The sequence below is a fragment of the Mucilaginibacter sp. GW821-FHT07G05 genome (assembly GCF_059418565.1).
The window spans coordinates 228,385-253,536 of sequence record NZ_JBWKQC010000009.1 but is presented as its reverse complement, the minus strand read 5'-3'; the positions used below and the strand labels follow the sequence as shown (position 1 = coordinate 253,536).

Here is a 25,152-nt window from a genome sequence, read left to right as displayed (position 1 = left end):
CCCGTTACGCTACATGATTTTCTCTATTTCTCTTAAAGAACTTTATCGCCGCCCTGTCTCAGTTTGGCTTATCTTATTTTCACTATTGCAGTGAAGATATTTCAGTTTGTGGTGATCTTAAAATCGCTTTAAGACCCTTGTGTTTTGTTCTTGCTTCTTTCCGTTCCGGCTACCCTACTTTCGTTGTGATGGCCTTCCCGTCGGAAGCGGCTGCAAAGGTAGAAACTTTTATTTATTCTGCAAACTTTATTTTTTATTATTTTTTCAGCTTGCTTTTTTCTACCCCTCCGCTTCTCTTTCCCTCTTTTCTCTCTCGCCGGAAGCGGCTGCAAAGGTAGAAACTTTTATCTGTTTCGCAAACTTTATTTTTTTAATTTTTTAGCTCGCTTTTCTACCCTCTTTTAACCTTTTAATGAACGTCCCGCTTTCCTTATTTGCGGGCTGCAAAGGTACGTTTCTTTTTCTCCCGCGCAAATCATTCGCACCTTTTTCTTCACCTTTTATCGCAACTGCCTTGTTTTCAAGATGAAAAAATTAGCGGAGATCTCAAACATTTAGCGACTTAAGTTGATTATGGCACTCTGTAGCTATAAATCCCCTATCCACACATTATATATACTATATCAACATCCTCATCACCCACTTATTATAATTACCGTGAAAACACCGTGCTAATATTAGTACTTAAACTACCGGCAATAAATGGCAAGCGGGTAAATTTGTGGCAGTAAGGTGCTATGTATTAAACAATTAAGTATATTTAAGTGCCAATATCAACCAAAAATTAAACTATTAACTTAAACAAAATGAAAAAGGCTTTATCACTCTTCATTGCGACATTCTTTTGCGGGGCATTGCATGCACAGGCTCCGGCATCGCCAAAAAAACCGATTAATGATACTTATTTCGGCTTACAGGTTACTGATAATTACCGCTGGCTGGAAGATACCAAGGATACCGTGGTAAAAACATGGTTTAAAGCCCAGGCTGATTATACCAATGCTCAATTGGGTAACATCAGCGGCCGCGATAGCCTGATCAAAACATTTCAATACTACAACTCGCTTAAGCCATACAGCATAGGTAGCAATATTATAAAAAAGGGGGGGCGTTTTTTTTACAAGAAGACACTCGCCACCGAAAATGTAGGCAAGCTATATTACCGAACGGGCGAAAACGGCAAAGAAGTTTTACTGTATGATCCGGTGCCTGTGGACGGAAAAGCCTATTCTATTAATTATTACCTGCCCAGCGAGGATGGTAAAAAGATAGCTTTCGGTATATCGGTAAGCGGATCGGAAACGTCTACCATATATATAATGAATGTGGATACCAAAAAGCTTTACCCGGAAAAGATATTTCCATCGTGGTTTGGTGTGAGCAGCTGGACGCCGGATAGCAAAGGCTTTGTTTATACCGTACAAAACAGCAGCGATATTACGTCCATGAGTTCTATGACGGATACTCGCAGCATGTACCATCAATTAGGCACAGCTACATCAACCGATAAATTATTGTTCAGCCGGATAAAATATCCTAAGCTTAGTATTAAACCCGAAGACCTTTGCTTTGTATTTTATTCGGAAGATATGCAATACATTTTCGGTTACCTTGGCGGAGTAGACCGCGATATGAATTGCTTCTACGCCCCGGCGGCTGATCTGCTGAAACCTATGATCAGCTGGAAGCGGCTGTTTAAAAAGGATGACCATGTAACCAACTTCTTTAACCATGGCGATGACATATATATGCTTACCTACGCGGGTGCATCTAAATTTAAGATCACCAAATCAAACCTGAAGAAATTTAATGTAGCCACTGCCGCAACCGTAGTGCCCGAGCAGGCCGCCACTATTGATAATATGGCACGCGGAAAAGACTTCTTTTACTTTACCACCAATGATGGCATCAATACCCGGGCTTATCAGTACAATTTTTTAAGTAGCAAGTCCGACGAGATTAAACTGCCGGTTAGCGGTACAGCCAGTGTGATGCCTGTAAATATTATCAGCAATGATGTGCTGATCCTGCTTACATCGTGGAAACAGCCTTTTACCATATATAATTATAACGCGCTTACCCATGTGGTAAAACCATCGGCATGGACAGCTAAATTCAGTTACCCGGGTGTTGACGATATTGTAGTAGAAGAAACCGAAATAAAGAGCCACGACGGCACCATGGTGCCCCTTACCATATTGTATAACAAGAACGTTAAAAAAGACGGCAGCGCCGTTTGTTATATGACAGGTTACGGTGCTTACGGGGTATCGGGCACGCCGTATTTTAGCACCTACAGCCTCGCATTGCTTAATAAAGGTGTAATTGTTGCCGAAACGCATGTACGCGGCGGCAGCGAAAAGGGCGAAAGCTGGTATAAGGCGGGTTATAAAACCACCAAGCCTAATACCTGGAAAGACTTTATAGCATCGGGCGAGTACCTTATTAATAACCATTACACCAGCGCCAGTCACCTTATTGGCGAAGGCACCAGCGCGGGCGGTATATTAATTGGTCGCGCTATTACCGAAAGGCCTGATCTTTTTGCGGCGGCTATTAGCAATGTGAGTTGCAGCAATGCCCTGCGGATGGAGAACTCGCCCAACGGGTTGAACAACACCAAGGAGTTCGGCACGGTGAAGGATTCGGTTGAGGCGAAGGCTTTGTACGAGATGGATGCATTTCAGCACGTAAAAGATGGCACTAAATACCCGGCTGTGATTTGTATTGGCGGCATGAACGACCCGCGGGTGATTGTTTGGCAGCCGGGGAAATTCGCGGCAGCATTGCAAAACGCCACAGCTTCGGGCAAGCCTGTATTATTAGCTGTTAATTACGATAACGGGCACTTTACCGAAAACAAGGAAATAGCCTATCGTAATTTTGCCAATATGTTCTCTTTTGCATTGTGGCAGGCCGGCCACCCCGATTTTCAGGCTAAAAGTAGATAGCACTTATAATATTATACAAGAAGGGCCGCTACTGTTAAACAGGGCGGCCCTTTGTATATTTATATATTGTATTAAACCGTGTCCGGTTCAAGAGGCGTAGCAGGTTCAATAGGCACAGGCGGCACATACTCTACCTTGCCATATATTTGAATAGCCTTATTAAGCATAGGCTCCATCCGCAGGTATTCTTCGGGGCACACTGGTCTATCAGTAATGTAAAAATTGCCATCATCGGCTATTTGCATGTGAAACCTCACCCGGGCATTATTATAAGTAGTATATACCTGGAACAGTTGCAGTTTTCTGATATTCATGGTGATGAATTCAAAATCCACCCCTTCCGCATCTGTAGTAAAATTCTTCATGAGGGCGAAGATACTAAGCCGCCTGCTAAATCGGCTAACGTAATCGCCTGGCAAATCCGTTCACCTTAAATATCAATCATTTAAGATATAAACAAAACGGGCAGGTCTTTTTTCAAAGCCTGCCCGTTAGTATGATCTATATAGATGCAATCTGCAATCCCCGATTTACGGGAACTGATCTTATGTATCTATTTTAGCGTATTTAGCATTCTTCTCAATGAATTCGCGGCGAGGTGCAACTTCGTCACCCATCAGCATACTGAAGGTATGATCGCACTCGGCAGCATTTTCAATGCTTACCTTTTTAAGTGTACGTGTAGCCGGGTTCATGGTAGTATCCCATAATTGCTCGGCGTTCATCTCACCCAAACCTTTGTAACGCTGTACGTGCACGCTATCTTCTTTACCGGCACCTTTAAGGCGCTGTATAGCTACGTCGCGCTGTCCATCGTTCCAGCAGTATTCAAACTCTTTACCTTTTTTAACCTGGTAAAGCGGCGGCGATGCAATGTATACGTAACCAAACTCAACCAACTCTTTCATATAACGGAAGAAGAAAGTTAAGATCAGCGTAGTAATGTGCGAACCATCCACGTCAGCATCCGTCATGATGATGATCTTATGGTAACGTAGTTTGGTTAGGTTAAGCGCCTTATTATCTTCGGGAGTACCAATGCTTACACCTAAACCGGTAAACATGTTCTTGATCTCCTCGTTCTCGTAAATTTTGTGCTCCATGGCTTTCTCCACGTTCAGGATCTTACCACGTAATGGTAAAATTGCCTGGTTGTCGCGGTTACGGCCTTGCTTGGCGGTACCACCCGCCGAGTCGCCCTCTACAAGGTAAAGTTCGCAAACAACCGGATCGCTGTTGGCACAATCGGCCAGTTTACCCGGCAAGCCCGATCCGCTCATTACGCTTTTACGCTGTACCATTTCGCGTGCTTTACGCGCCGCGGCACGAGCTGTAGCAGCCAGTATTACCTTTTGAACGATCATCTTGGCCTCTCTCGGATTTTCTTCCAAGTAGTTACTCAAAATTTCGCCCACGGCAACGTTAACCGCGCCGCTCACCTCGCTGTTACCCAGCTTGGTTTTGGTTTGGCCTTCAAACTGCGGCTCCTGTACTTTTACCGATATTACAGCAGTTAAGCCTTCGCGGAAATCGTCGCCGGTAATATCAACCTTTACGTTTTTCAGCAAACCTTCTTTATCGGCATACGATTTTAAGGTACGTGTTAAACCCATACGGAAACCGGCCACGTGTGTACCGCCTTCAATAGTATTGATGTTGTTCACGTACGAATGCACATTCTCCGAATAGGTATCGTTGTACTGCAATGCCAGCTCAACCGGGATACCTTGTTTTATACCCTCTAAGTAAATAGGCTCGGGTATAATTGCGGCACGAGTACCATCAAGATATTTAACAAACTCTTTCAAGCCACCTTCTGAAAAGAAATCTTCACGGTGGAATGAACCGTCTTCGTTGGTTTCGCGCTCGTCGGTTAACGACAGGCGGATACCTTTATTTAAGAAAGCCAGCTCGCGTAAACGCGCGGCCAGTGTTTCGTACTTGTACTCAAGCGTGGTTGTAAATATTTCCGGATCGGGCTGAAAAGTTTGGATGGTACCTGTTTTATCAGATACACCTATTTCTTTTACCGGAAACAATGGTTTACCCTGTGCGTACTCTTGCGTAAAGATCTTGCCTTCGCGGTGTACCACAGTTTTAACATGGGTTGACAGCGCGTTAACGCAACTTACACCCACACCGTGCAAACCGCCCGATACCTTATAAGTATCTTTATCGAATTTACCACCCGCGTGTAATACCGTCATTACAATTTGCAATGCTGATATACCTTCTTTTTTAGTGATACCTGTAGGGATACCACGGCCATTATCTTTTACAGTGATGGAGTTACCTTCGTGTATGGTAACATCAATATCGGTACAGTAACCGGCAAGCGCCTCATCTATCGAGTTATCTACTACCTCGTAAACAAGGTGGTGTAAACCTTTAAAGCCTGTATCACCAATATACATGGAAGGCCTTTTCCTTACCGCTTCTAAACCTTCTAAAACCTGTATATTATCTGCCGAATAATTGGATTTATCTTCTTGTTCTTCTGATTTATCTTCTATTTCTTCGCTCATACGTATTTAAAACAATAACCTTCAAAAATACGAAATTTAAACCAATTTACCGCAATGTTAATAAATATGACAGTGTGGAAACTTGCCGTGTAAATGATTAGGATACTTATAAGTAAAGTTTATATTTGTGAAATTTTTTTAAGATAGAATAATGACACAGAAGGCATCTTTTTTAACCAAACTGACTTTAGGTTTACTTATAGCAGGCAGCGTTGCCGCTTGTAATCAGGATAAAACAACCGACAAAGCCGCGGCTTCAACACCCGCCGCTGCCCCTGCTGCCGGCGCACAGATCGTTTACATTAACCAGGATACACTACTGGCTAAATACGATTACGTAAAAGACATGACCACCCGCCTGCAAACCAAAGGTAAATCGGCACAAGGTGATGTTGACGCACGCAAACAAGCTTTTCAACGCGAGATTGCCGAGTACCAAAAGAACGCCGCTACCATGAGCGCCGAGCAACGTGCCCCTATTGAGCAACGTTTACAACGTAAAGGCCAGGAGATACAAGGTTACGAGCAAAATGCTACCGCCCAGTTCCAAAACACACAAGGTGAAGAAAGCGAAAAACTGTTCGATAAAATTGCCGACTTCACTAAAAAATACGCTAAAGACAAAGGTTACAAAATGATATTAACCTACTCAAGGGCAAACCCAACCGTACTTTACGGCGATGCTACCCTTGATGTTACCAACGACGTAGTAAAAGGCCTTAACGAGGCTTACACTAAAGACAAAAAATAAGCGACCCACGCTCTAATGATACAGGCCCCGATTTTTATAAAGCCGGGGCTTTTTTGTTTTGAGGTAGTAAGTCAACTCACCCGATCTTCGCTTCGCTCGACCACCCTCTCTACTTCGTAAAGAGGGAATTTAAGGAGTTGCTTTTAATAAATAATACCAATTTCTTTTACCCTCGTTTTCGCTTGCGAAAGAGAGGGTCGCCCAGCGAAGCGTAGGCGGGGTGAGTCTTCGCCACTAAACAAAAGCACTACCCTAACATACCAAAAAAAATGCGGCATCGTAAGGAACGGATAGCACTATACCTGCCACAGCACAACCCAAACATAGTTCCTTGCGCAGCCGCGACTTTTTCTTTGTTAGCATGATGGCGGCATTAGCGTGCGGCGGGACGCCGCGTAATAGTGGTCACTCGGCTGTAGCCGTAGCGACTGTTATTTTTTTATTTTCTTTTACCCTCGTTTTCGCTTGCGAAAGAGAGGGTCGCCCAGCGAAGCGTAGGCGGGGTGAGTCCTCGCCATCAAACAAAAGCACTACCCTAACATACCACAAAAAATGCAGCATCGTAAGGAACGGATAGCACAAGCCCTGCCTAAGCATAAACTTTAAAAGTTCCTTGCGCAGCCGCGACGTTATTCACTGTTGTTTGTTTTTTTAAGGTGTTCATGAGGTCGCTACGCTCAGTATTTCTTTGGTGACTTTCTTTTTTGAGAGAAAAAAGAAAGTCACATCCACTAACGATAATTATCGCAGAATCATTTCTAACGAAGAACTGACAATCGCATAATTAGATCCTTCGTTACACCCAGGATGACAGCAAACAATAATCAGGCTATTCTTCTTTCACACTTTCTCCACCATCCCCTTTACCTTCCAAAAAACCATCCTGCAAATCGTCAATCTCTCTGCGGTCGCGCTTGGTAGGGCGGCCTGTGCCGCGGTCGCGTTTTAGCATAGGTGCGTGGAACATCGATTTAAATGCTTGAGTCTGTTCAACCGGGGTAAGGTCTTCATAGAAAGTAACCGCGGTTTTGGCATCGGTACGGTTTTCGAGCAGACCGGTCACCTTGATCACTTTGCGCTCTATACCCTTAGATACCTGGTAGGTTTCGCCGATCTTTACTTCGTACGATGGTTTAATATTACGGCCATCCAGCTTTACACGTCCCGCCTTGCAGGCATCGGCAGCCATGGTACGGGTCTTGAACAGGCGTATTGCCCACAGGTATTTATCAATTCTTAACTTTTCTTTTTCGGGCATGATTATGCAAAGATAAGCAAGTTTAAACTTTACAAGTTTTCAAATAGTTCTTCAACATTATATATCACTTCACAATCACAGTAACCACCGTTATCTCTTATCCAATTTAAAACAGCCTCATTTGGCAAATTATGCTCATTCAGATAGAGCGAAGTAAATTTCAATGTGTCGTCACAACCGTTGATCTCTATGTTATCATTCACATAATCAAATAATGCTTTAAAGGCAGAAACAGGTATTGGTAAACTTGCCAGAAAAGTATTAATCTGCTTTTCTTCATATTCTTTCCTTAGTTCTTTCTTCCTGTTTTTTTCTTCTGAAGTTGACATGTGAAGATAATTGTTGATTGGTTTATTAATATGATAAAATTAAAACTTCCTTTACAAAAACACATTATAACTTTGCAAACAAAAAACAAGTACAAACATGGCTACAGAGCATGACGAATATGAGGAAGAAGTAAACGAATACGAAGAGCCCGAACAGGAGGATAATGGCGATTACGTAGAAATATACTCTAAGAATGCTATTTGGGGGTTTACCATCTTCTTTTCAACCCTGTTTGGCGGTATATTATTGATGCTGAACTTACGCAGGGCCGGCCACAAAGCAGCGGCTACAACGGTACTGTTGTTTTCAATTGGCTACTCTGTTTTGGCTGCAATAACTGCCAGTTTATTGAGCGGTAATAAATACATCGGACTAATACTTAACATTATAGGTGGCGCCATACTTAACGAGTACTTTTTCAAGAAATACTTTCCGGATGATGATTACTACGCGAAACCGATATGGAAACCGCTGCTGATATCTGTATTGATAGCGTTAACCTTTTCGCTTATTATATTGAACACGCCGGAGTTACGCAACCAGTTCATCACCAAATAACATCAACCGAAACATTTCTCCTCAAAATTCCTTTAATTTGCCAAAGTTTAAATAATACGATGCAAGACCTTAAAAAACTTATTGAAGATGCCTGGGCAGACAGGAACCTGTTAAATTATAACGAATACATTAACGCTATTGAAACCGTTATTGAGCGCCTTGATAAAGGTGAATACCGCGTTGCCGAACTGATTGGTAACCGCTGGCACACTAACGACTGGATTAAGAAAGCCGTAATACTTTATTTCCCTACCCGTAATATGGAAGAGATTAAAGTTGGCCCTTTCGTTTTCCACGATAAAATGGCGTTAAAAACCGACTATAAAAAAACCGGTGTTCGTGTAGTGCCTCATGCTGTTGCCCGTTACGGCGCGCACATCGCTAAAGGTGTTATCCTGATGCCATCTTATGTTAACATAGGCGCTTTTGTTGATGAAGGCACCATGGTTGATACCTGGGCAACTGTAGGTTCATGCGCGCAGATAGGTAAACACGTACACTTAAGCGGTGGCGTAGGTATTGGCGGCGTATTAGAGCCGGTACAGGCTTCACCGGTTATTATTGAGGATAACTGTTTTATAGGCTCACGCGCTATTGTAGTTGAAGGTGTACATCTTGAACGCGAAGTAGTGCTTGGCGCGAACGTGGTACTAACCGCGTCAACCAAAATTATTGACGTTACCGGTTCTGCCCCTGTTGAATATAAAGGTATTGTGCCTGCACGTTCGGTAGTTATACCGGGTTCATATACTAAAAAGTTCCCTGCCGGCGAATTCCAGGTGCCATGCGCGCTTATCATCGGTAAACGTAAAGAATCAACCGACAAAAAGACATCATTAAATGATGCCCTGCGCGAAAATAACGTAGCGGTATAAATGTTGTAAGCTGTGTGTTGAAAGTTGCAGGTTTAAATGTTCTGAACACACAATTCACAACTATATAAATATTGTAAGTTATGTGTTGAAAGTTGCAGGTATAAATGTTCTGAACACACAACTCACAACTTACAACACACAACTATGAGAATACTAATAAGGCTGCCCAACTGGCTCGGGGATGTGGTGATGAGCACCGCGTTCGTTACGGCGGTTAGGCAGCTTTATACTGATGCTATGGTTGATGTTGTCATCAAAAAAGAACTGGCCTCCCTGGCCGAACTTATCCCCGGCATCAATAAGATCCACCCTTTTTCAAAACAGGAATATAAAGGCTTAACAGGCGTATACCGTTTTGGCAAAACCCTGCGCGCCGATAAGTACGATATGTACTTTAATCTGCCGCCTTCGCTTTCGTCGGCGGTAATGGCTTATGCCAGCGGTGCAAAAAAGCGGATTGGGTTTGGTAACGAAGGCGGCTTTTTTCTGCTCACCAAAGCCTGTAAACGCCCGGCAGGGGTGCATCGTGTACGCGAGTACATTGCCTTGTTAGAACAATTCAGTGGTAAAAACATCCCGGATGAACCAGTATTGCTGGAGGTACAAAACCCTGCTAAGGATAATAACAGGGTGATCATCAACTTTAATTCCGAAGCTTCATCGCGCCGTATGCCGGTAACCAAAGGCCGTGAGCTGCTCAACCAACTCACTGTAGCATTGCCGGGTCATTATTTTGAACTGGTTGGCGCGCCAAAGGATTCGCCTTATGTGGAGGAGTTATTGAGCGGATTAAACCATGCCGATCGACTTATTAACAGCTGCGGTAAAACCAACCTTAGCGGCCTCACCCGCCTAATGGCCGAAAGCAAGGCTATACTGACTACCGACTCTGGACCGGCGCATTTAGCTAATAGCGTGGGCTTGCCAACCGTGGTGCTTTTTGGCGCGGGTAACGAGCATAATACTGCCCCTTACAATAAAGAAGACCTGGCCGTGATCCGTTACGGAGAGTTAAGCTGTGAGCCCTGTGTAAAAAACACCTGCAAACTTTACGGCATACCGAAATGCATGGAATTGCTCAACAATCAAAAAATTATTGAAGCTTTAAGTACCTTTGCCAACCATGCTTAAAGAAGAAGTAGCGAAAGCGTTAAAAATTATTCAGGACGGAGGCATTATCCTCTACCCTACCGATACCATTTGGGGTATTGGCTGTGATGCCACCAACAGCGAAGCCGTAAAAAATATCTTCGCGCTTAAACAACGTGCCGAAGCCAAAAGCATGATCATTTTGGTAGATACCGAGAACAAACTGCAAAGCTACGTACGCGAAGTGCCCGATATTGCTTACGACCTGATTGAATACGCCGAAAACCCGCTGACGCTGGTAATGCCCGGCGCTAAAAATATAGCCCCCGAGCTGATAGCCGAAGATGGGAGCGTAGGTATCCGCGTAGCTAAACACCCTTTTTGCGAGCAGTTGATACAGCGTTTACGCAAACCATTGGTATCAACATCGGCCAATATCAGCGGGCAGCCATCGCCGCAAAACTTTGGGCAGGTAGCACCCGAAATTATTGAGGGGGTTGATTATGTGGTGGATATAGACCAGCACGACCTTTCTGTAAAGAAACCTTCAACCATAATGCGCCTCGCTCCCGATGGTGGTTTTGAGTTTATCCGCCGTTAATAGCGGTATTAAAGCTTAATTGTTTAAATTTGCCGCAATTGAGCAATGCCTCCCGCGCGGAGCATAAACTACCCATGAAGGAACACCTGCAACATCATATATTTAAAGTAATATCAAAGCTTGCCGCACAGCAAAACTTGCAGGTTTTTGCTATAGGCGGTTTCGTGCGCGACCTGTTTTTGAAACGCCCCTCGAAAGATATTGATATTGTGATTATTGGCAACGGTATTGAGTTTGCCGAAGCCGTAGCGCAAAAGCTCAATGTACAGGTATCGGTATTTAAAAACTTCGGTACGGCGATGCTGCGCTATCACGATCTGGAGGTGGAATTTGTAGGCGCCCGAAAAGAATCATACCGCCGCGATTCGCGCAAGCCTATTGTGGAGAACGGCACCCTGGAAGACGACCAAAAACGTCGCGATTTCACCATCAACGCGCTGGCCATTTCCCTGCACCCCGATAACTTTGGCGAACTGTTAGATCCCTTTAGTGGTATTATCCACCTGGAGCAAAAGCTGATAAAAACGCCGCTAAACCCGGTGGAAACTTTTTCCGATGATCCGCTGCGTATGCTGCGGGCTATACGCTTTGCCAGTCAGCTCAATTTTGTAATTGATGATGAAGCGGTAGCTGCCATTAAAAGCAATGTGGAGCGCATCAGCATTATCTCGCAGGAGCGCATTACCGATGAACTGAACAAGATCATCCTTTCGCCCCAACCATCGATAGGATTTAATTACCTGTTTGATACCGGTTTGCTGCATAAGATATTCCCGCTGATGGCCCAGCTTTACGGCGTAGAATACCGCGACGGCAAAGGCCATAAAGATAATTTTTACCATACCCTACAGGTACTGGATAATATATGCGAAACCACCGGCGACCTTTGGTTACGCTGGGCGGCCATATTACATGATATTGCCAAGCCGCCTACCAAACGCTTTGAACCCGGCCACGGCTGGACGTTTCACGGCCACGAGGATAAGGGCGCGCGCATGGTGCCCAAGATATTTGCCCAGCTAAAGCTGCCGCTGAACGAAAAAATGAAGTTTGTGCAAAAAATGGTACAGCTGCATTTGCGCCCTATCGTACTGTCGCAATCCATCGTGACAGATTCGGCTGTGAGGCGTTTGCTTTTTGAGGCAGGTGACGATATTGAAGGACTGATGTTGTTGTGTAAAGCAGACATCACCACAAAAAACGAATATAAAGTAAAAAAATACCGGCAAAATTTTGAGCTGGTTCAGCAGAAATTAAAAGACGTTGAAGAGCGCGATAATATACGCAACTGGCAGCCCCCGGTTACCGGTACTGATATTATGGACCTGTTTGGCTTAAGGGAAGGCCGCGAAGTTGGCATTATCAAAAACCAGATACGCGAAGCCATACTGGAAGGCGAAATACCTAACTCGCGCGATGAAGCAATTGCCTTCGCTATTGAAAAAGGCACACAAATTGGCTTAAAAGTTGTTGCAAAGACCAATTGAAATAAAAACATTATTTAATTTTGATAAATATTACTAAAAATGGCAGTTTACAGGTTCAGGGTAACTTTTGAGGATTATGATGATATTGTGAGGGAAATTGATGTAAAGTCAAATCAAACCTTCCAGGATCTTCATCATGCTATACACAAATCTACAGGTTATAACCCTGAGTACCCTTCATCTTTTTATATCAGCAACGATCAATGGACCAAGGGTGACGAGATAACTTATTTACCCAACCAGCGCCGTATTGACCGTGGCATACCCCTGATGGAAAAAGTAAAGCTGAGCAGCTTTATTGATGATCCGCATCAAAAGTTTTATTACACTTTCAATTTCGATCGTCCGTTTGATTTTCATGTGGAACTGATGAAAATCCTTTTAGAGGATGCACCCGGTGTGGTTTACCCTGCGGTAAATAAATCGGTAGGTGAAGCGCCTAAACAGTTTGGTAACGTATTTAACCCAACCGTTATACCGCCAACCAGCGAAGATTTCGATTTCCTGAACCAAATGGAATACAACCCGGAGGACACCGAAGACTTTTCGGAAGTAACTGAAACCGGTGAAGCCGTTGTTGATGAGGACGAAGATGCAGCGGCCGACGATGAATTTGGCGACGAATTTTCAGACAACGAAGGTTTTGACGACGACGAAAGGCCTCACCGCGGTGTTGGCGACGATTATTAATATAATAGCTGTCGATTTCACCTCTCAACTGGCTACATTAACAGCATATTAAAATAAATAGCGATGGGTGAAAACTTATCGCTATTTGTTTGTTAATCAGTTAGTAATAGCTTAATATTACGTACCTAACCATTGTAAACCAATGTCGCAATTTAAAACGCTTGTTGTGGTAGCCGGGCCTACTGCTATTGGCAAAACCGCTGCTGCCATTCAGTTGGCCGGCCATTATAATACTGCCATCCTATCGGCCGATTCGCGACAGTTCTACAAAGAAATGTCGATAGGCACCGCCAAGCCCACGGCAGATGAGTTAGCCGCGGCAAAACATTACTTTGTTGATTCTATTTCTATAAACGATACCTACAGCGTTGGCGATTTTGAAAAGCAGGCATTGGAATTATTGGATGAACTTTTTAAAACCCACGATGTAGTCATTTTGGCAGGGGGATCGGGTTTGTTTGTAAAGGCCGTATGCGAGGGCTTCGACGAATTACCTGCCGTGCCGCCCATCATCCGCGAAAACCTTAACCGTGAACTCGAAGAAAAAGGCATAGAACACCTTCAACACAAACTAAAACAAGCCGACAAAGAATATTACGCCGAGGTTGATATCAACAACCCGCAAAGACTTATCAGGGCTTTGGAAGTATATGAATATACCGGCATGCCCTTTTCATCATACCGTAAAGGCAGCAAGAACAGCCGCCCGTTTGCCATAAAAAAGATAGGCCTGAATATGCCCCGCGAGCAATTATACAACCGCATTAACCAGCGGGTGGATGCCATGGTACAACAAGGCTTGATTGATGAAGCCAAAGGATTATACGAATACAGACACCTAAATGCGCTAAACACAGTAGGCTACAGCGAACTTTTTGATTATTTTGATGGCAAAAGCACATTAGAGCATGCCATTGCCCTGATAAAACAAAACACCCGCCGCTTTGCAAAACGCCAGCTTACCTGGTTCAGGCGCGACAGCGATATCAAATGGGTAGAAGCAGGTAGCAGTACCCTGCTGCCAGATATGCTGGCTGCCATCGAGACGCAATAATATACAGCTATGCTGATTTATATCCCCTTCTGAATATCCTACTGTGTGGGCAGATCTTTTTTACAAAGATTAATTCCCCACTTATAATATATTACATATACATTGAAATTCTATGTATATTTGAAAATAAACATTTAAAATATGATAATTTCAAAAGATCTGATTGCGGCTTCTTCTATACCTATTATTTTATCCACACTTATTCAACAGGAGAGTTATGGATATGAAATCATTAAAAAAGTAAAAGAAGCATCTAACGAACAACTGCAGTATTCTGACGGCACATTATACCCCGTACTTCGAAAGCTTGAAGATAAAGAATTGATTATTTCAGAATGGCGTGTGGCCGACAATGATAAGCGCAGGCGCTATTATCAAATCACTAAAAAAGGGTTAGAGCATCTGGTGTCTGAACGTCAGTCGTGGAAATTTATGAACGAATTACTGAATACACTATGGACACCTCTCTCTCTTACTTAAACCATCAAATAAAAGACTGGAAGCTACGCTTAAGTCAAACCTCTATAAATGAGGACGATCAGTATGAGCTTAAGCTGCATTTGGATGACGTTATTCAGGAGTTAACTGCAAATGGACTGCCGGAAGATGAGATATGGCTATTAGCAATGAAACGGTTGGGCAATATCGATAATATTGAAACTGAATTTAGTAAGATAAGCCCCGATACCAGATCAAGAAAAATTTATATGCTGCTCGTATACGGTGCATCTGCCTTTATGTTCGTGCAACTGGCCTTCATCCTGTTACCTATTTACCTTTTTAAATATTACGCCCAACAGCCTGTAACCGCCGGTTTTGACTTGAACAAGCTTTTTTATGGATTTGCAATAAGCGCAACTATTTTATTCTCATTATTAGCGTTTAAAGGGCACCGGCTAATTTCCTGCATCAAGTTATTAGTAACCCAATTCAGCACAGGGTTTGCTTTTATGGCAATAGTTATTATACTGGCCTCCGCTTACCTCACCATACAATTGATCGATATAAACGGCACAGGAGCTACCCGCAATTTTGGAACTTCTTTCAAAACACTTTCTATATGCTTTTATATGGGAATAATGGGCGCGACAATTTACATACTATGCCTGGTAAATAAAATTGAGCTACGAACTATACGGGCATTTAACAAACGTATCAATTGGAAAACGGCAATGCTTATCGGCATAATTGCAGGGCTCGCCGTAACGTTTGGTTACACTTATCATATCAATTATTTACCCGCCATAATAGGCTGCCCAACGTTCGCCTTAATTGGTTGGATGTTAAGCTACTCTCAAAAACAGTTGGTTAATTTATTTACGGCCCAGTTGTACCTTATGGGTTTATGGTTTTCGGGATTAAGCGGCGAGCATGCCGCTGTTTTCAATTTCTATTACTTCATAGTGCTATCCTTTTTAATTACTGGGTATTTATTCGGAAAATCACAATTAGCTATGCGCCGGCCAATTTAACAGCAACTTATATACTTAATTAATGAGTAAGGAAAATAAACTTACCGGCTGGTTTATAGCTTTAAAAAACAGAGCAACAACCGGTACCGGGACTGATATGTCTTTTTTTGACCATCTGGAAGTATTAAGATGGCATTTGATCCGCTCTGCAATTGCTATTTTAATATTTACTATAGTTTCTTTTAACTATTTCGATTTTGTATTTGATCAAATTATTCTTGGGCCCAAAAGAGCGGATTTTTGGACCTACCAAATGATGTGCCGTGCAGGCAGGTATTTTCATTTAGGCAGTGAATATTGCATTCAGGAAATAAAATTCAGCATTATTAATACCGAGTTATCCGGTCAGTTTACGCTGCAAATTAATTCATCACTCATTCTCGGGATAGTTTTGGGCTTCCCGTATTTGCTGTTTGAGCTGTGGCAATTTGTTAAACCCGCATTAAGTGCAGCCGAAAGAAAAGCTGCCAATGGTATTGTGTTTTATGCAAGTTTATTATTCATGTTCGGCATTTTGTTTGGGTACTACATTATTGCGCCCTATTCAATCCGGTTTTTAGCGGGCTTTCAGGTTAGTAAAATAATTTCAAACCAAATAACTATCGACTCTTATTTATCATCAGTAGTTACACTTACACTTTGCAGCGGTATTGTATTTGAGTTGCCTATCGTAGCCCTGATCCTGTCAAAATTGGGTTTGCTTTCACCGGCATTTATGCGATCATCCCGAAGGTATGCCATTATAATAATGTTAATTATTGCTGCCATTGTAACCCCTACTCCGGATATGCAAACTATGCTTATTGTTACTTTCCCTTTAATAGTATTGTATGAAATAAGCATTATAGTTTCAAGACGGATAGAAAAAAGAAGACGACTTTCTGCATAATTTTTACTTATATAATTACGCAGGTTTAATAAAACCCTCCCCTGTTCATTTTATGCACGAAATGGCCTTTAATCATTGTTTTTGATTTTTAAGTTGCTATTTTTAGCAACTTACAGGGGAGGACAAAAATTTGAAAAAAGTTGCATTAATAACAGGCATTACCGGCCAGGACGGCGCATATTTGACCGAACTGCTGCTTTCAAAAGGATATGATGTACACGGTGTAAAACGCCGCAGCTCATTATTCAATACCGACAGGATTGATCACCTTTACCAGGATCCGCACCAGCAAGATCGTAACCTGATCTTACACTATGGCGACCTGAGCGATTCTACCAACCTCATCCGTATTATACAACAGGTACAGCCGGACGAGATCTATAACCTGGGCGCCATGTCGCACGTTAAGGTGAGTTTTGATACACCCGAATATACTGCCAATGCCGATGGTATAGGCACACTTCGCATACTGGAAGCCATCCGCATACTGGGGCTTACCAAAAAAACCAAGATCTACCAGGCATCTACATCAGAACTTTATGGTTTGGTGCAGGCCGTTCCGCAATCAGAAACTACGCCTTTTTACCCACGTTCGCCTTACGCGGTGGCAAAGCTTTACGCCTACTGGATCACCGTAAATTATCGCGAAGCTTATGGCATGTATGCCTGCAACGGTATTTTGTTTAACCACGAAAGCCCTCTGCGCGGCGAAACTTTTGTTACCCGCAAAATCACCCGTGGTGTGGCTAAAATAGCCATGGGCTTACAGGATAAACTTTACCTGGGTAACCTCGACGCGCAACGCGACTGGGGCCACGCCAAAGATTATGTAGAGGCCATGTACCTGATATTACAACAGGAAACACCTGAAGATTTTGTAATTGCCACAGGCGTTACCACCCGTGTACGCGAGTTTGTACGCAAGGCGTTTGCCGAAACTGGCATTACCGTTGAATTTAAAGGCGAAGGCGATAGCGAAAAAGGTTACGTGGTAAGTTGCAGTAACCCGGCTTACCAGGTAGCTGCCGGTACCGAGGTGGTAGCTGTGGATCCTAAGTATTTCCGCCCTACGGAGGTTGATCTGCTTATTGGCGATCCTTCAAAATGTCAGCAAAAGCTGAACTGGAAACCAAAATATGACCTTAACGGTTTAGTAAAAGAAATGGTAGCGGCCGATCTGGAATTGTTTGCAAGAGAGAAATTGCTGAAAGATTCGGGCTACGAAATTAAAAACCAGTACGAATAAGCGCTAATGGATAAAAACGCTAAAATATACATTGCAGGCCATCGCGGCATGGTGGGTTCGGCCATACACCGCAAACTGCAAAACGAGGGCTATACTAATTTTATAACCCGCACTTCCGACCAGATAGACCTGCGCGACCAGCAGCAGGTAAAAAACTTTTTTGAACTGGAAAAACCCGATTACGTTTTTCTGGCGGCAGCCAAGGTAGGCGGCATTGTGGCCAACAATACCTATCGTGCCGAGTTTTTATATGATAACTTACAGATCCAGAACAACGTTATTCATAACGCTTATTTAAATGGCGTTAAAAAGCTGATGTTCCTGGGGTCAAGCTGTATCTACCCTAAATTGGCGCCGCAGCCTTTAAAGGAAGACTATTTATTGACCGGTCCGCTGGAGCCCACTAATGAGCCTTATGCTATAGCCAAAATAGCGGGTATAAAAATGTGCGACGCTTACCGCGATCAGTATGGCTGCAATTTTATATCGGTAATGCCTACCAATCTGTACGGGTATAATGATAATTACCATCCACAAAATTCGCACGTGCTGCCGGCGTTGATCCGCAGGTTTCATGAGGCTAAGGAGCAAAATTTACCCGAAGTGGTGATTTGGGGATCGGGCTCCCCGAAGCGTGAGTTTTTGTTTGCCGATGATTTGGCCGAAGCTTGTTTTTATTTAATGCAAAACTATAATGAGCCCGGACTCGTAAACATAGGTACAGGCGAAGATATATCTATTAAAGACCTGGCGCTGCTGGTAAAAAACATTACCGGGTTTGAGGGTGGTATTACTTTTGATACTACAAAACCCGATGGCACGCCACGTAAACTAATGGATGTAACCAAGCTGCACAACCAGGGGTGGAAGCATAAGATTGAACTTGAAGAGGGTATTGCACTGGCCTACAGCGATTTTTTAAACAAATACATTAACGCCTGAAATTGATACTTAACCCTATTAATTTCAGTATAATTACCCAATAAAGAACAATACATATATGAAAACCATAATAATTACCGGTGGAGCCGGTTTTATAGGCTCGCACGTAGTAAGGCGCTTTGTACAAAACCATCCCGATTATAAAATAATCAATGTTGATGCCTTAACTTATGCCGGTAATTTGGAGAATCTTAAAGATATCGAGAACGAGCCGAACTATGTTTTTGAGCGTGCCGATATTCAGGATACCGAAAAGATCAACAGCCTGTTTGAAACTTATAATGTAACCGATGTGGTGCATTTAGCGGCAGAATCGCACGTGGATCGCTCTATCACCAATCCGCTCGATTTTGTTTATACCAACGTTATCGGTACGGTTAGTTTACTGGAGGCTGCTAAAAAATACTGGAAGGATGATTATTCCAATCACCTCTTCTACCATATTTCTACCGATGAGGTATACGGCTCGTTAGGTACCGAGGGTTTCTTTACCGAAACCACCAAGTACGATCCGCATTCACCATACAGCGCCAGCAAGGCATCTTCAGATCACTTTGTACGTGCCTATCATGATACTTACGGTATCCCGGTTGTAGTATCAAACTGCTCGAACAATTACGGCCCTAATCACTTCCCCGAAAAGTTGATACCGCTGCTGATCAATAACATTATTAATAACAAACCGCTGCCTGTATATGGTAATGGCATGAACGTGCGCGACTGGCTTTATGTTAAAGACCATGCCCGCGCTATCGAACTGATATTCCACGAAGGTAATGTGGGCGATACCTACAACATCGGCGGCTTTAACGAGTGGGCCAATATCGACCTGGTACGTGTGCTGTGCAGGCAAATGGATGCCAAACTTGGCCGCGAGCCGGGCACTAACGAGCAGTTGATCACTTTTGTAAAAGACCGCCCGGGCCACGATGCCCGCTACGCTATCGATGCTACCAAGCTGAACAAAGAACTGGGTTGGTCGCCGTCGGTAACCTTTGAAGAGGGCCTAGCCGAAACCATTGACTGGTACCTGGCAAACAAAGCATGGATTGAACATGTTACCAGTGGGGCTTACGCCGCTTATTACGAAACCCAATACGATAAACGCTAAATGAATATTGAACTTACCCCGCTTGAGGGTTGCTTATTACTGAAACCGAATATTTTTACTGACGAACGCGGTTACTTTTTTGAGAGCTTTAACCAAAAGTCTTTCAATGACGCAACCGGTATTGAAACTCAATTTATACAAGACAACCAATCTTTTTCAACCAAAGGCACATTGCGCGGCCTGCATTTTCAAAAAGGCGAACATGCACAGGCCAAACTGGTACGCGTTATAAAAGGCGAAGTACTTGATGTAGCGGTTGATCTGAGGCCGGGCTCGGCTACGTATGGGCAGTATTATAAAACATTACTATCCGAAGAAAACAACCTGCAACTGTTTATCCCCCGTGGGTTCGGGCATGGTTTTGTGGTGTTGAGCGATACCGCGATTTTCTTTTACAAGTGCGATAACTACTATAACAAGGCATCAGAAGGCGGTATACATTATGCCGACCCGGTATTAAATATCGACTGGACTTTACCTAAAGACGAGCTGATCGTATCGGCTAAAGACCAGGTATTGCCATTTTTTGAAACGCTCGAAGCATAATCCATCTGCATGAAAAACATTGTCATTTTTGGAGGATCGGGTCAGTTGGGCAGCTGTTTTAAACAGGTGGCCGAAAATGAGGGTATCAGTACCATGCATTTCCTGTCTTCTGCCGAAGGCAATATTGCCGATGTAGAAAGCCTGAAGAATGCATTCCAAAAATACGAACCGGCTTATATCATCAACTGCGCGGCTTATACCGCCGTTGATAAGGCCGAAGATGAAACCGAGCTTGCAGCAAAAATAAATGCAACCGGCGCCGAAAACCTGGCTAAGCTTGCTGCCGAATATGGTTCAACGCTGATCCATATTTCTACCGATTTTGTTTTTGAAGGGAATAGTCCGCTGCCGCTTAAGGAAGATGACGAAACCAAACCCATCAACGTTTACGGGCAAACCAAGCTTGATGGCGAGAAGGCTATACAAGCCAACACCGATAAATATTTCATTCTGCGTACCAGCTGGTTGTACTCCGAGTATGGTAACAACTTCGCCAAAACCATGCTGAAACTGGGCAGTGAGCGCGATGAGTTAAAGATAATTGCCGACCAGGTAGGCACACCTACCTATGCTATCGATCTGGCATTTACTGTGGTGCAGCTTATCCTTACCGAAAGTACCGCTTATGGCATATACCATTACAGTAACGAAGGCGTAGCATCGTGGTATGATTTTGCCAAGGCTATCTTCACACTGGCGGAAACCCCGGTTAAAACCTTGCCCATCCCTACCAGCGAATATAAAACCAAGGCTACCCGCCCGGCATATTCGGTAATGGATAAGAGCAAGATAAAGGCGGCATTAGGTATAGAAATACCTTACTGGCGCGATAGTCTGCATATTTGCATCAATAGGTTATTAAATAATTAAGCATAAATACAACAACCCAAGCATCACAATCGTAAAACACCCTATATGAAAGGTATCATTTTAGCAGGCGGATCAGGAACAAGGCTTTATCCCATCACCAAAGCCATTAGTAAGCAGTTAATGCCTATTTACGATAAGCCGATGATCTATTATCCACTATCGGTTTTAATGCAGGCCGATATCCGCGAGATACTGATCATTACCACTCCCGAAGATAACGAAGGTTTTAAACGCCTGCTGGGTGACGGTCATGAACTGGGCTGCCGCTTTGAATATGCCATACAGGAAAAACCAAACGGACTGGCGCAAGCCTTTGTAATTGGCGAAAGTTTTATAGGCGATGATAAAGCCGCCCTTATTTTGGGTGATAACATATTTTACGGAACAGGCTTTAGCGAGCTGATCCGCAGCTTTAACGATGTGGACGGCGCGGCGATATTCGCTTACCCGGTTGCCGATCCGGAACGCTACGGTGTGGTTGAATTTGATGAGCATTTCACAGCGCTTTCTATCGAAGAAAAGCCCTTGAAACCAAAATCGAACTACGCGGTACCGGGCTTATATTTTTACGACAATACAGTTGTAGAAATAGCCAAGAACCTGGAACCATCTCCACGCGGCGAATACGAAATTACTGATGTAAACAAAGCTTACTTAGAGCAAGGCACCCTGCATGTTGGTGTTATGGACCGCGGTACAGCATGGCTGGATACCGGTACGTTCGACTCATTGAGCGATGCATCAGAATATGTACGCGTAATTGAAAAACGCCAGGATACCAAAATAGGTTGTATTGAAGAGATTGCCTACCTGCGTGGTTTTATCAACAAAGATCAACTGGCCGAACTGGCCAACCGCTACATAAAAAGCGGCTACGGCAGGTATTTGCAAAAGTTGCTGAATAAGTAAAAATCCATAAATAAAAAAATACGTCTTTGCGAGGCACGAAGCAATCTCTATACTATACAGAGCGACTCTGTAGATTGGAGATTGCTCCGTTCCTCAATGACGCGTTTGGTTTCGTCCAATCACCCGCCCTCCTCATAAAACGGCCAATATTTATGCCAGTTCGTTAAAACATTTTCTTTATCTTAGACCATATCATTGTAACACAATTGATAAACCGAAGATCTGCCTAAGTTTTAACAACCTAATAAATGCCTGCATCACGAATTTTTACAGTAGCTATTTGTCTGCTTTTATTTTTTACGGGCATTACCGCGTTTGTAAAAAAAGCTGATGAACCGCTTGATAAAATTTCGGCCTCACTCAGCAACTGGACCACTACCCTGCCGCAAGAAAAAGTATACATCCATACTGATAAACCTTATTACGCGCTTGGCGATACCATTTGGTTTAAAGCTTATGTAACCGTAGGCAGCCGTCACCAGCTATCTGCATTAAGTGGAGCCCTGTATGCCGAACTCATCAACGAAAAAGATTCGGTAGAACGGACATTGAAGCTCCCCGTGTTGGCAGGTATGGCCAAAGGCGACTTTGTGATAAGCGATACATTGAACGAAGGCAATTACCGCATAAGAGCTTACACCCAATGGATGCGCAATGCCGGCGACGAATTCTTCTTTGATAAAACCTTCACCGTAGGCAATGCCATTGATAATGAAGTAAGCGCCAAAGCCGATTTTAAATACCAAACAATTGATAACAAACCGGTTGTAACTACCATATTATGCTATACCGATGCAAACGGGCAACCTCTTGCTGACAAGGAGGTTGAGTATACCGTAATCAATAATCAAAAAGTGTTGGAAAGGCGCAAGGCAAAAACCGACGCCAACGGCACAGTAAGTATCAATACCGTAAACAGCGAAAAGAGCATCCTGAAGGGCGCACGCGTTTTGGCAAGCATAATAACCGCCGCCAATAAAAAGTTCAGTAAAACCTTTACTATTAAAGTGGCTTCATCGCAAAGCGATGTACAGTTTTTTGCGGAAGGTGGCAATATGGTGACGGACATTAATACGCGGGTGGCATTTAAAGCTACCGGAATTGATGGCCTGGGTGTACCTATTAAAGGGAGTGTTGTGGATAACGATGGTAAAGAGGTTACCACTTTTGAAAACCTGCATGCAGGAATGGGCAGCTTTAACCTTAAACCATTATCTGGTAAAAGCTATATAGCCAAAGTTACCTTTCCCGATGGTTCGTTAAGCAGCATTGATCTGCCGAAGGCTAAAGAAAATGGTTATGTATTGGCAGTTTATAATTCTGGAGGTGATTCTTTATTGGTACGAATAAATGCCTCGCAAACCTTGCTGCAAACAACACAGGCGGTTAACCTTGTAGTGCAAACAGGCGGCGAAATGCTGTATGCATCACAAATAAAAATAAGCAGACCTGCAACTTCGGTATGGATAGCTAAAAAAGATTTCCCTACCGGGATAGCACAATTCACCTTGTTCAATACAACCGGAGAACCCATAAACGAACGAATAGCCTTTATTCGTGCTAAAGACCGGATGGAACTTAAAATTAACACGGCTAAGGCTGCCTATAAAAATCGCGATAAAGTGGAGATGGAATTGACTGCCGCGGATAAAAACGGGCAGCCTGTAATTGGTAGTTTTTCGGTATCGGTAATTGATGAAACCAAAGTACCGGTTAACGAAGCCGCAGAAACCAGCATACTCTCAAGCCTGCTTTTATCTGCCGACATTAAAGGCTATATCGAACAACCCAATTATTATTTCACCAATGAAAGCGATGAGGTAAACAAAGCACTGGACAACCTGATGCTTACGCAAGGATACAGGCGCTTTACATGGAAAGCCTTATTGGCAGCAGGGCCGGTAAAACCGCTGTATAAAGTAGAGAAAGTGAGCAGCGATATATCGGGCCGTTTATTTACACTTACCAAAAAGCCGGTAGTTAAAGGGAAGATCACCCTGCTATCCTTAAAAACAGGTATAGTAACCGATACTACTACCGATGCCGATGGTTATTTTAATTTTGATAAACTGGTACTAACCGATAGCATTAAATTTACGGTACAAGGTCGTGGAGCGAAAAACAGTTCACTGGTGCAAATACTGATGGATAAAGTACCCGGACAATCCATCAATACCAACCCCAACATTGCCGATGTAAATACCGACATCAGCGGCAGCAGTAAAATTTACTTGGCCAGTAACAAAAAACAAATTGAGGTGCTGGAAAAACTGGGGAAGTTAAACAGGGTACAACAATTGCAGGGTGTAAGCATAAGGGCTAAGCAGGTAAATAAATCAACCTTACGCGGAATACTTTCAGTACCTGATGCTAATGCAGATCATGTTTTTGTTTTAGAAAAAGCTGAAGCATGCGCCAATTTGGGAACGTGCCTGCAAGGTCGTTTAGCCGGGGTTATGATGATGCCTCGCGCAGGTTCTAACTTCTACCCCCATTTTTATGACTCAAAGGGCATGAAATACGTGCCCATGCAAGTAATTGTTGATGGGCGCAACGTTGACTCTACAGAAGTAGCAGATATTATGGATAATAATGGGATTGAACCGGTGAACGTAATAAAGGTACTGGTTGTACGAACCAGCGTAATGACATCAGTTTTAGGCTTTCCTTCAATAATTATCATTACCAAGGGTAACAATATTCGTAACACCCATCACCCGGAATTGGCGCAGATCAGTCCGCGTGGATTTAGCCGTGCGCGTGAGTTTTATATCCCAAAATACAATCACCCTAAAACGGTTACGGAGCTCCCCGACCTGCGATCAACCATTTATTGGAATCCCGAAGTAAAAACCGGCGCCGATGGCAAAGCTAAGTTCAGCTTTTTTAATGCTGATGACCCCGGCAATTACAAAGTAATAATAGAAGGCATCAACGCCGCAGGTGAACTGGGCAGGCAGGTATATCGTTATAAGGTAGAATAATACGAACCTTCGCT

General features: G+C 43.4%; 23 protein-coding genes. 19 read left to right on the top strand and 4 right to left on the bottom strand.

Annotated features, from left to right (window positions below):
• Positions 1–806: 806 nt before the first annotated feature.
• Positions 807–2,951, top strand: coding sequence for a prolyl oligopeptidase family serine peptidase (locus AC07NA_RS21325; protein WP_494899589.1), 2,145 nt, complete (start codon positions 807–809; stop codon positions 2,949–2,951).
• 71 nt (positions 2,952–3,022) lie between these two features.
• Here AC07NA_RS21325 and AC07NA_RS21320 read toward each other — a convergent pair whose 3' ends face one another.
• Both AC07NA_RS21320 and gyrB read right to left on the bottom strand, forming a co-directional pair.
• A complete protein-coding gene (locus AC07NA_RS21320) occupies positions 3,023–3,316 on the bottom strand; it encodes a hypothetical protein (protein WP_494899587.1) in 294 nt (97 codons plus the stop codon).
• A 180-nt stretch (positions 3,317–3,496) separates the two neighbouring features.
• Entirely contained in the window at positions 3,497–5,476 is a 1,980-nt protein-coding gene (gene gyrB / locus AC07NA_RS21315) for a DNA topoisomerase (ATP-hydrolyzing) subunit B (RefSeq protein WP_494899585.1), read from the bottom strand.
• A 151-nt stretch (positions 5,477–5,627) separates the two neighbouring features.
• Between gyrB and AC07NA_RS21310 the strand changes: the two genes are divergently transcribed.
• Positions 5,628–6,227: an OmpH/Skp family outer membrane protein gene (locus AC07NA_RS21310; protein WP_494899584.1), complete on the top strand. Its 600-nt coding sequence runs from the start codon at positions 5,628–5,630 to the stop codon at positions 6,225–6,227.
• Positions 6,228–7,056: 829 nt separating this feature from the next.
• On the opposite strand, the gene AC07NA_RS21305 is transcribed toward AC07NA_RS21310, so the two are convergent.
• Complete coding sequence (locus AC07NA_RS21305) at positions 7,057–7,485, bottom strand: RNA-binding S4 domain-containing protein (RefSeq protein ID WP_494899582.1); 429 nt, start codon at positions 7,483–7,485, stop codon at positions 7,057–7,059.
• A 29-nt stretch (positions 7,486–7,514) separates the two neighbouring features.
• Positions 7,515–7,814 carry a DUF2695 domain-containing protein gene (locus AC07NA_RS21300; protein ID WP_494899581.1) on the bottom strand — a complete coding sequence of 100 codons (300 nt, stop codon included), beginning with the start codon at positions 7,812–7,814 and terminating at the stop codon, positions 7,515–7,517.
• A 97-nt stretch (positions 7,815–7,911) separates the two neighbouring features.
• Here AC07NA_RS21300 and AC07NA_RS21295 point away from each other — a divergent pair, with 97 nt between their 5' ends.
• From AC07NA_RS21295 to AC07NA_RS21215, 17 genes are all read left to right on the top strand, one after another.
• The gene (locus AC07NA_RS21295) at positions 7,912–8,373 is read left to right on the top strand and encodes a hypothetical protein (RefSeq protein ID WP_494899579.1); all 462 of its coding nucleotides are present in this window, start codon (positions 7,912–7,914) and stop codon (positions 8,371–8,373) included.
• Between the two features lie 59 nt (positions 8,374–8,432).
• Positions 8,433–9,248 carry a 2,3,4,5-tetrahydropyridine-2,6-dicarboxylate N-succinyltransferase gene (locus AC07NA_RS21290; protein ID WP_345213184.1) on the top strand — a complete coding sequence of 272 codons (816 nt, stop codon included), beginning with the start codon at positions 8,433–8,435 and terminating at the stop codon, positions 9,246–9,248.
• Positions 9,249–9,392: 144 nt separating this feature from the next.
• A complete protein-coding gene (locus AC07NA_RS21285; protein WP_494899577.1) occupies positions 9,393–10,379 on the top strand; it encodes a glycosyltransferase family 9 protein in 987 nt (328 codons plus the stop codon).
• Positions 10,372–10,938 carry an L-threonylcarbamoyladenylate synthase gene (locus AC07NA_RS21280; RefSeq protein WP_494899575.1) on the top strand — a complete coding sequence of 189 codons (567 nt, stop codon included), beginning with the start codon at positions 10,372–10,374 and terminating at the stop codon, positions 10,936–10,938. The genes AC07NA_RS21285 and AC07NA_RS21280 overlap by 8 nt, the downstream gene beginning before the upstream one ends.
• Positions 10,939–11,012: 74 nt before the next feature.
• A complete protein-coding gene (locus AC07NA_RS21275; RefSeq protein WP_345213310.1) occupies positions 11,013–12,425 on the top strand; it encodes a CCA tRNA nucleotidyltransferase in 1,413 nt (470 codons plus the stop codon).
• A gap of 39 nt (positions 12,426–12,464) precedes the next feature.
• Positions 12,465–13,115 (top strand): IS1096 element passenger TnpR family protein, encoded by a 651-nt coding sequence (locus tag AC07NA_RS21270; protein WP_494899573.1) that lies wholly within the window; start codon positions 12,465–12,467, stop codon positions 13,113–13,115.
• Positions 13,116–13,257: 142 nt separating this feature from the next.
• Positions 13,258–14,169: a tRNA (adenosine(37)-N6)-dimethylallyltransferase MiaA gene (gene miaA / locus AC07NA_RS21265; protein WP_494899572.1), complete on the top strand. Its 912-nt coding sequence runs from the start codon at positions 13,258–13,260 to the stop codon at positions 14,167–14,169.
• Positions 14,170–14,310: 141 nt separating this feature from the next.
• Positions 14,311–14,649, top strand: coding sequence for a PadR family transcriptional regulator (locus AC07NA_RS21260; protein WP_494899570.1), 339 nt, complete (start codon positions 14,311–14,313; stop codon positions 14,647–14,649).
• Positions 14,625–15,641: a hypothetical protein gene (locus AC07NA_RS21255; protein ID WP_494899569.1), complete on the top strand. Its 1,017-nt coding sequence runs from the start codon at positions 14,625–14,627 to the stop codon at positions 15,639–15,641. The genes AC07NA_RS21260 and AC07NA_RS21255 overlap by 25 nt, the downstream gene beginning before the upstream one ends.
• 22 nt (positions 15,642–15,663) lie before the next feature.
• A complete protein-coding gene (gene tatC, locus AC07NA_RS21250) occupies positions 15,664–16,530 on the top strand; it encodes a twin-arginine translocase subunit TatC (protein ID WP_494899568.1) in 867 nt (288 codons plus the stop codon).
• Between the two features lie 130 nt (positions 16,531–16,660).
• Positions 16,661–17,776 carry a GDP-mannose 4,6-dehydratase gene (gene gmd, locus AC07NA_RS21245; protein ID WP_494899567.1) on the top strand — a complete coding sequence of 372 codons (1,116 nt, stop codon included), beginning with the start codon at positions 16,661–16,663 and terminating at the stop codon, positions 17,774–17,776.
• Positions 17,777–17,782: 6 nt separating this feature from the next.
• The gene (gene fcl, locus AC07NA_RS21240) at positions 17,783–18,718 is read left to right on the top strand and encodes a GDP-L-fucose synthase (protein ID WP_494899565.1); all 936 of its coding nucleotides are present in this window, start codon (positions 17,783–17,785) and stop codon (positions 18,716–18,718) included.
• Between the two features lie 58 nt (positions 18,719–18,776).
• Entirely contained in the window at positions 18,777–19,829 is a 1,053-nt protein-coding gene (gene rfbB, locus AC07NA_RS21235; protein WP_494899564.1) for a dTDP-glucose 4,6-dehydratase, read from the top strand.
• The gene (gene rfbC, locus AC07NA_RS21230) at positions 19,830–20,375 is read left to right on the top strand and encodes a dTDP-4-dehydrorhamnose 3,5-epimerase (RefSeq protein WP_494899563.1); all 546 of its coding nucleotides are present in this window, start codon (positions 19,830–19,832) and stop codon (positions 20,373–20,375) included.
• 9 nt (positions 20,376–20,384) lie between these two features.
• Positions 20,385–21,245: a dTDP-4-dehydrorhamnose reductase gene (rfbD, locus tag AC07NA_RS21225; protein ID WP_494899562.1), complete on the top strand. Its 861-nt coding sequence runs from the start codon at positions 20,385–20,387 to the stop codon at positions 21,243–21,245.
• Between the two features lie 45 nt (positions 21,246–21,290).
• A complete protein-coding gene (rfbA, locus tag AC07NA_RS21220) occupies positions 21,291–22,154 on the top strand; it encodes a glucose-1-phosphate thymidylyltransferase RfbA (protein WP_345213194.1) in 864 nt (287 codons plus the stop codon).
• A 248-nt stretch (positions 22,155–22,402) separates the two neighbouring features.
• On the top strand, positions 22,403–25,138 hold the full coding sequence (locus AC07NA_RS21215) for a carboxypeptidase-like regulatory domain-containing protein (RefSeq protein ID WP_494899560.1): 2,736 nt from the start codon (positions 22,403–22,405) through the stop codon (positions 25,136–25,138).
• Positions 25,139–25,152: the final 14 nt, after the last annotated feature.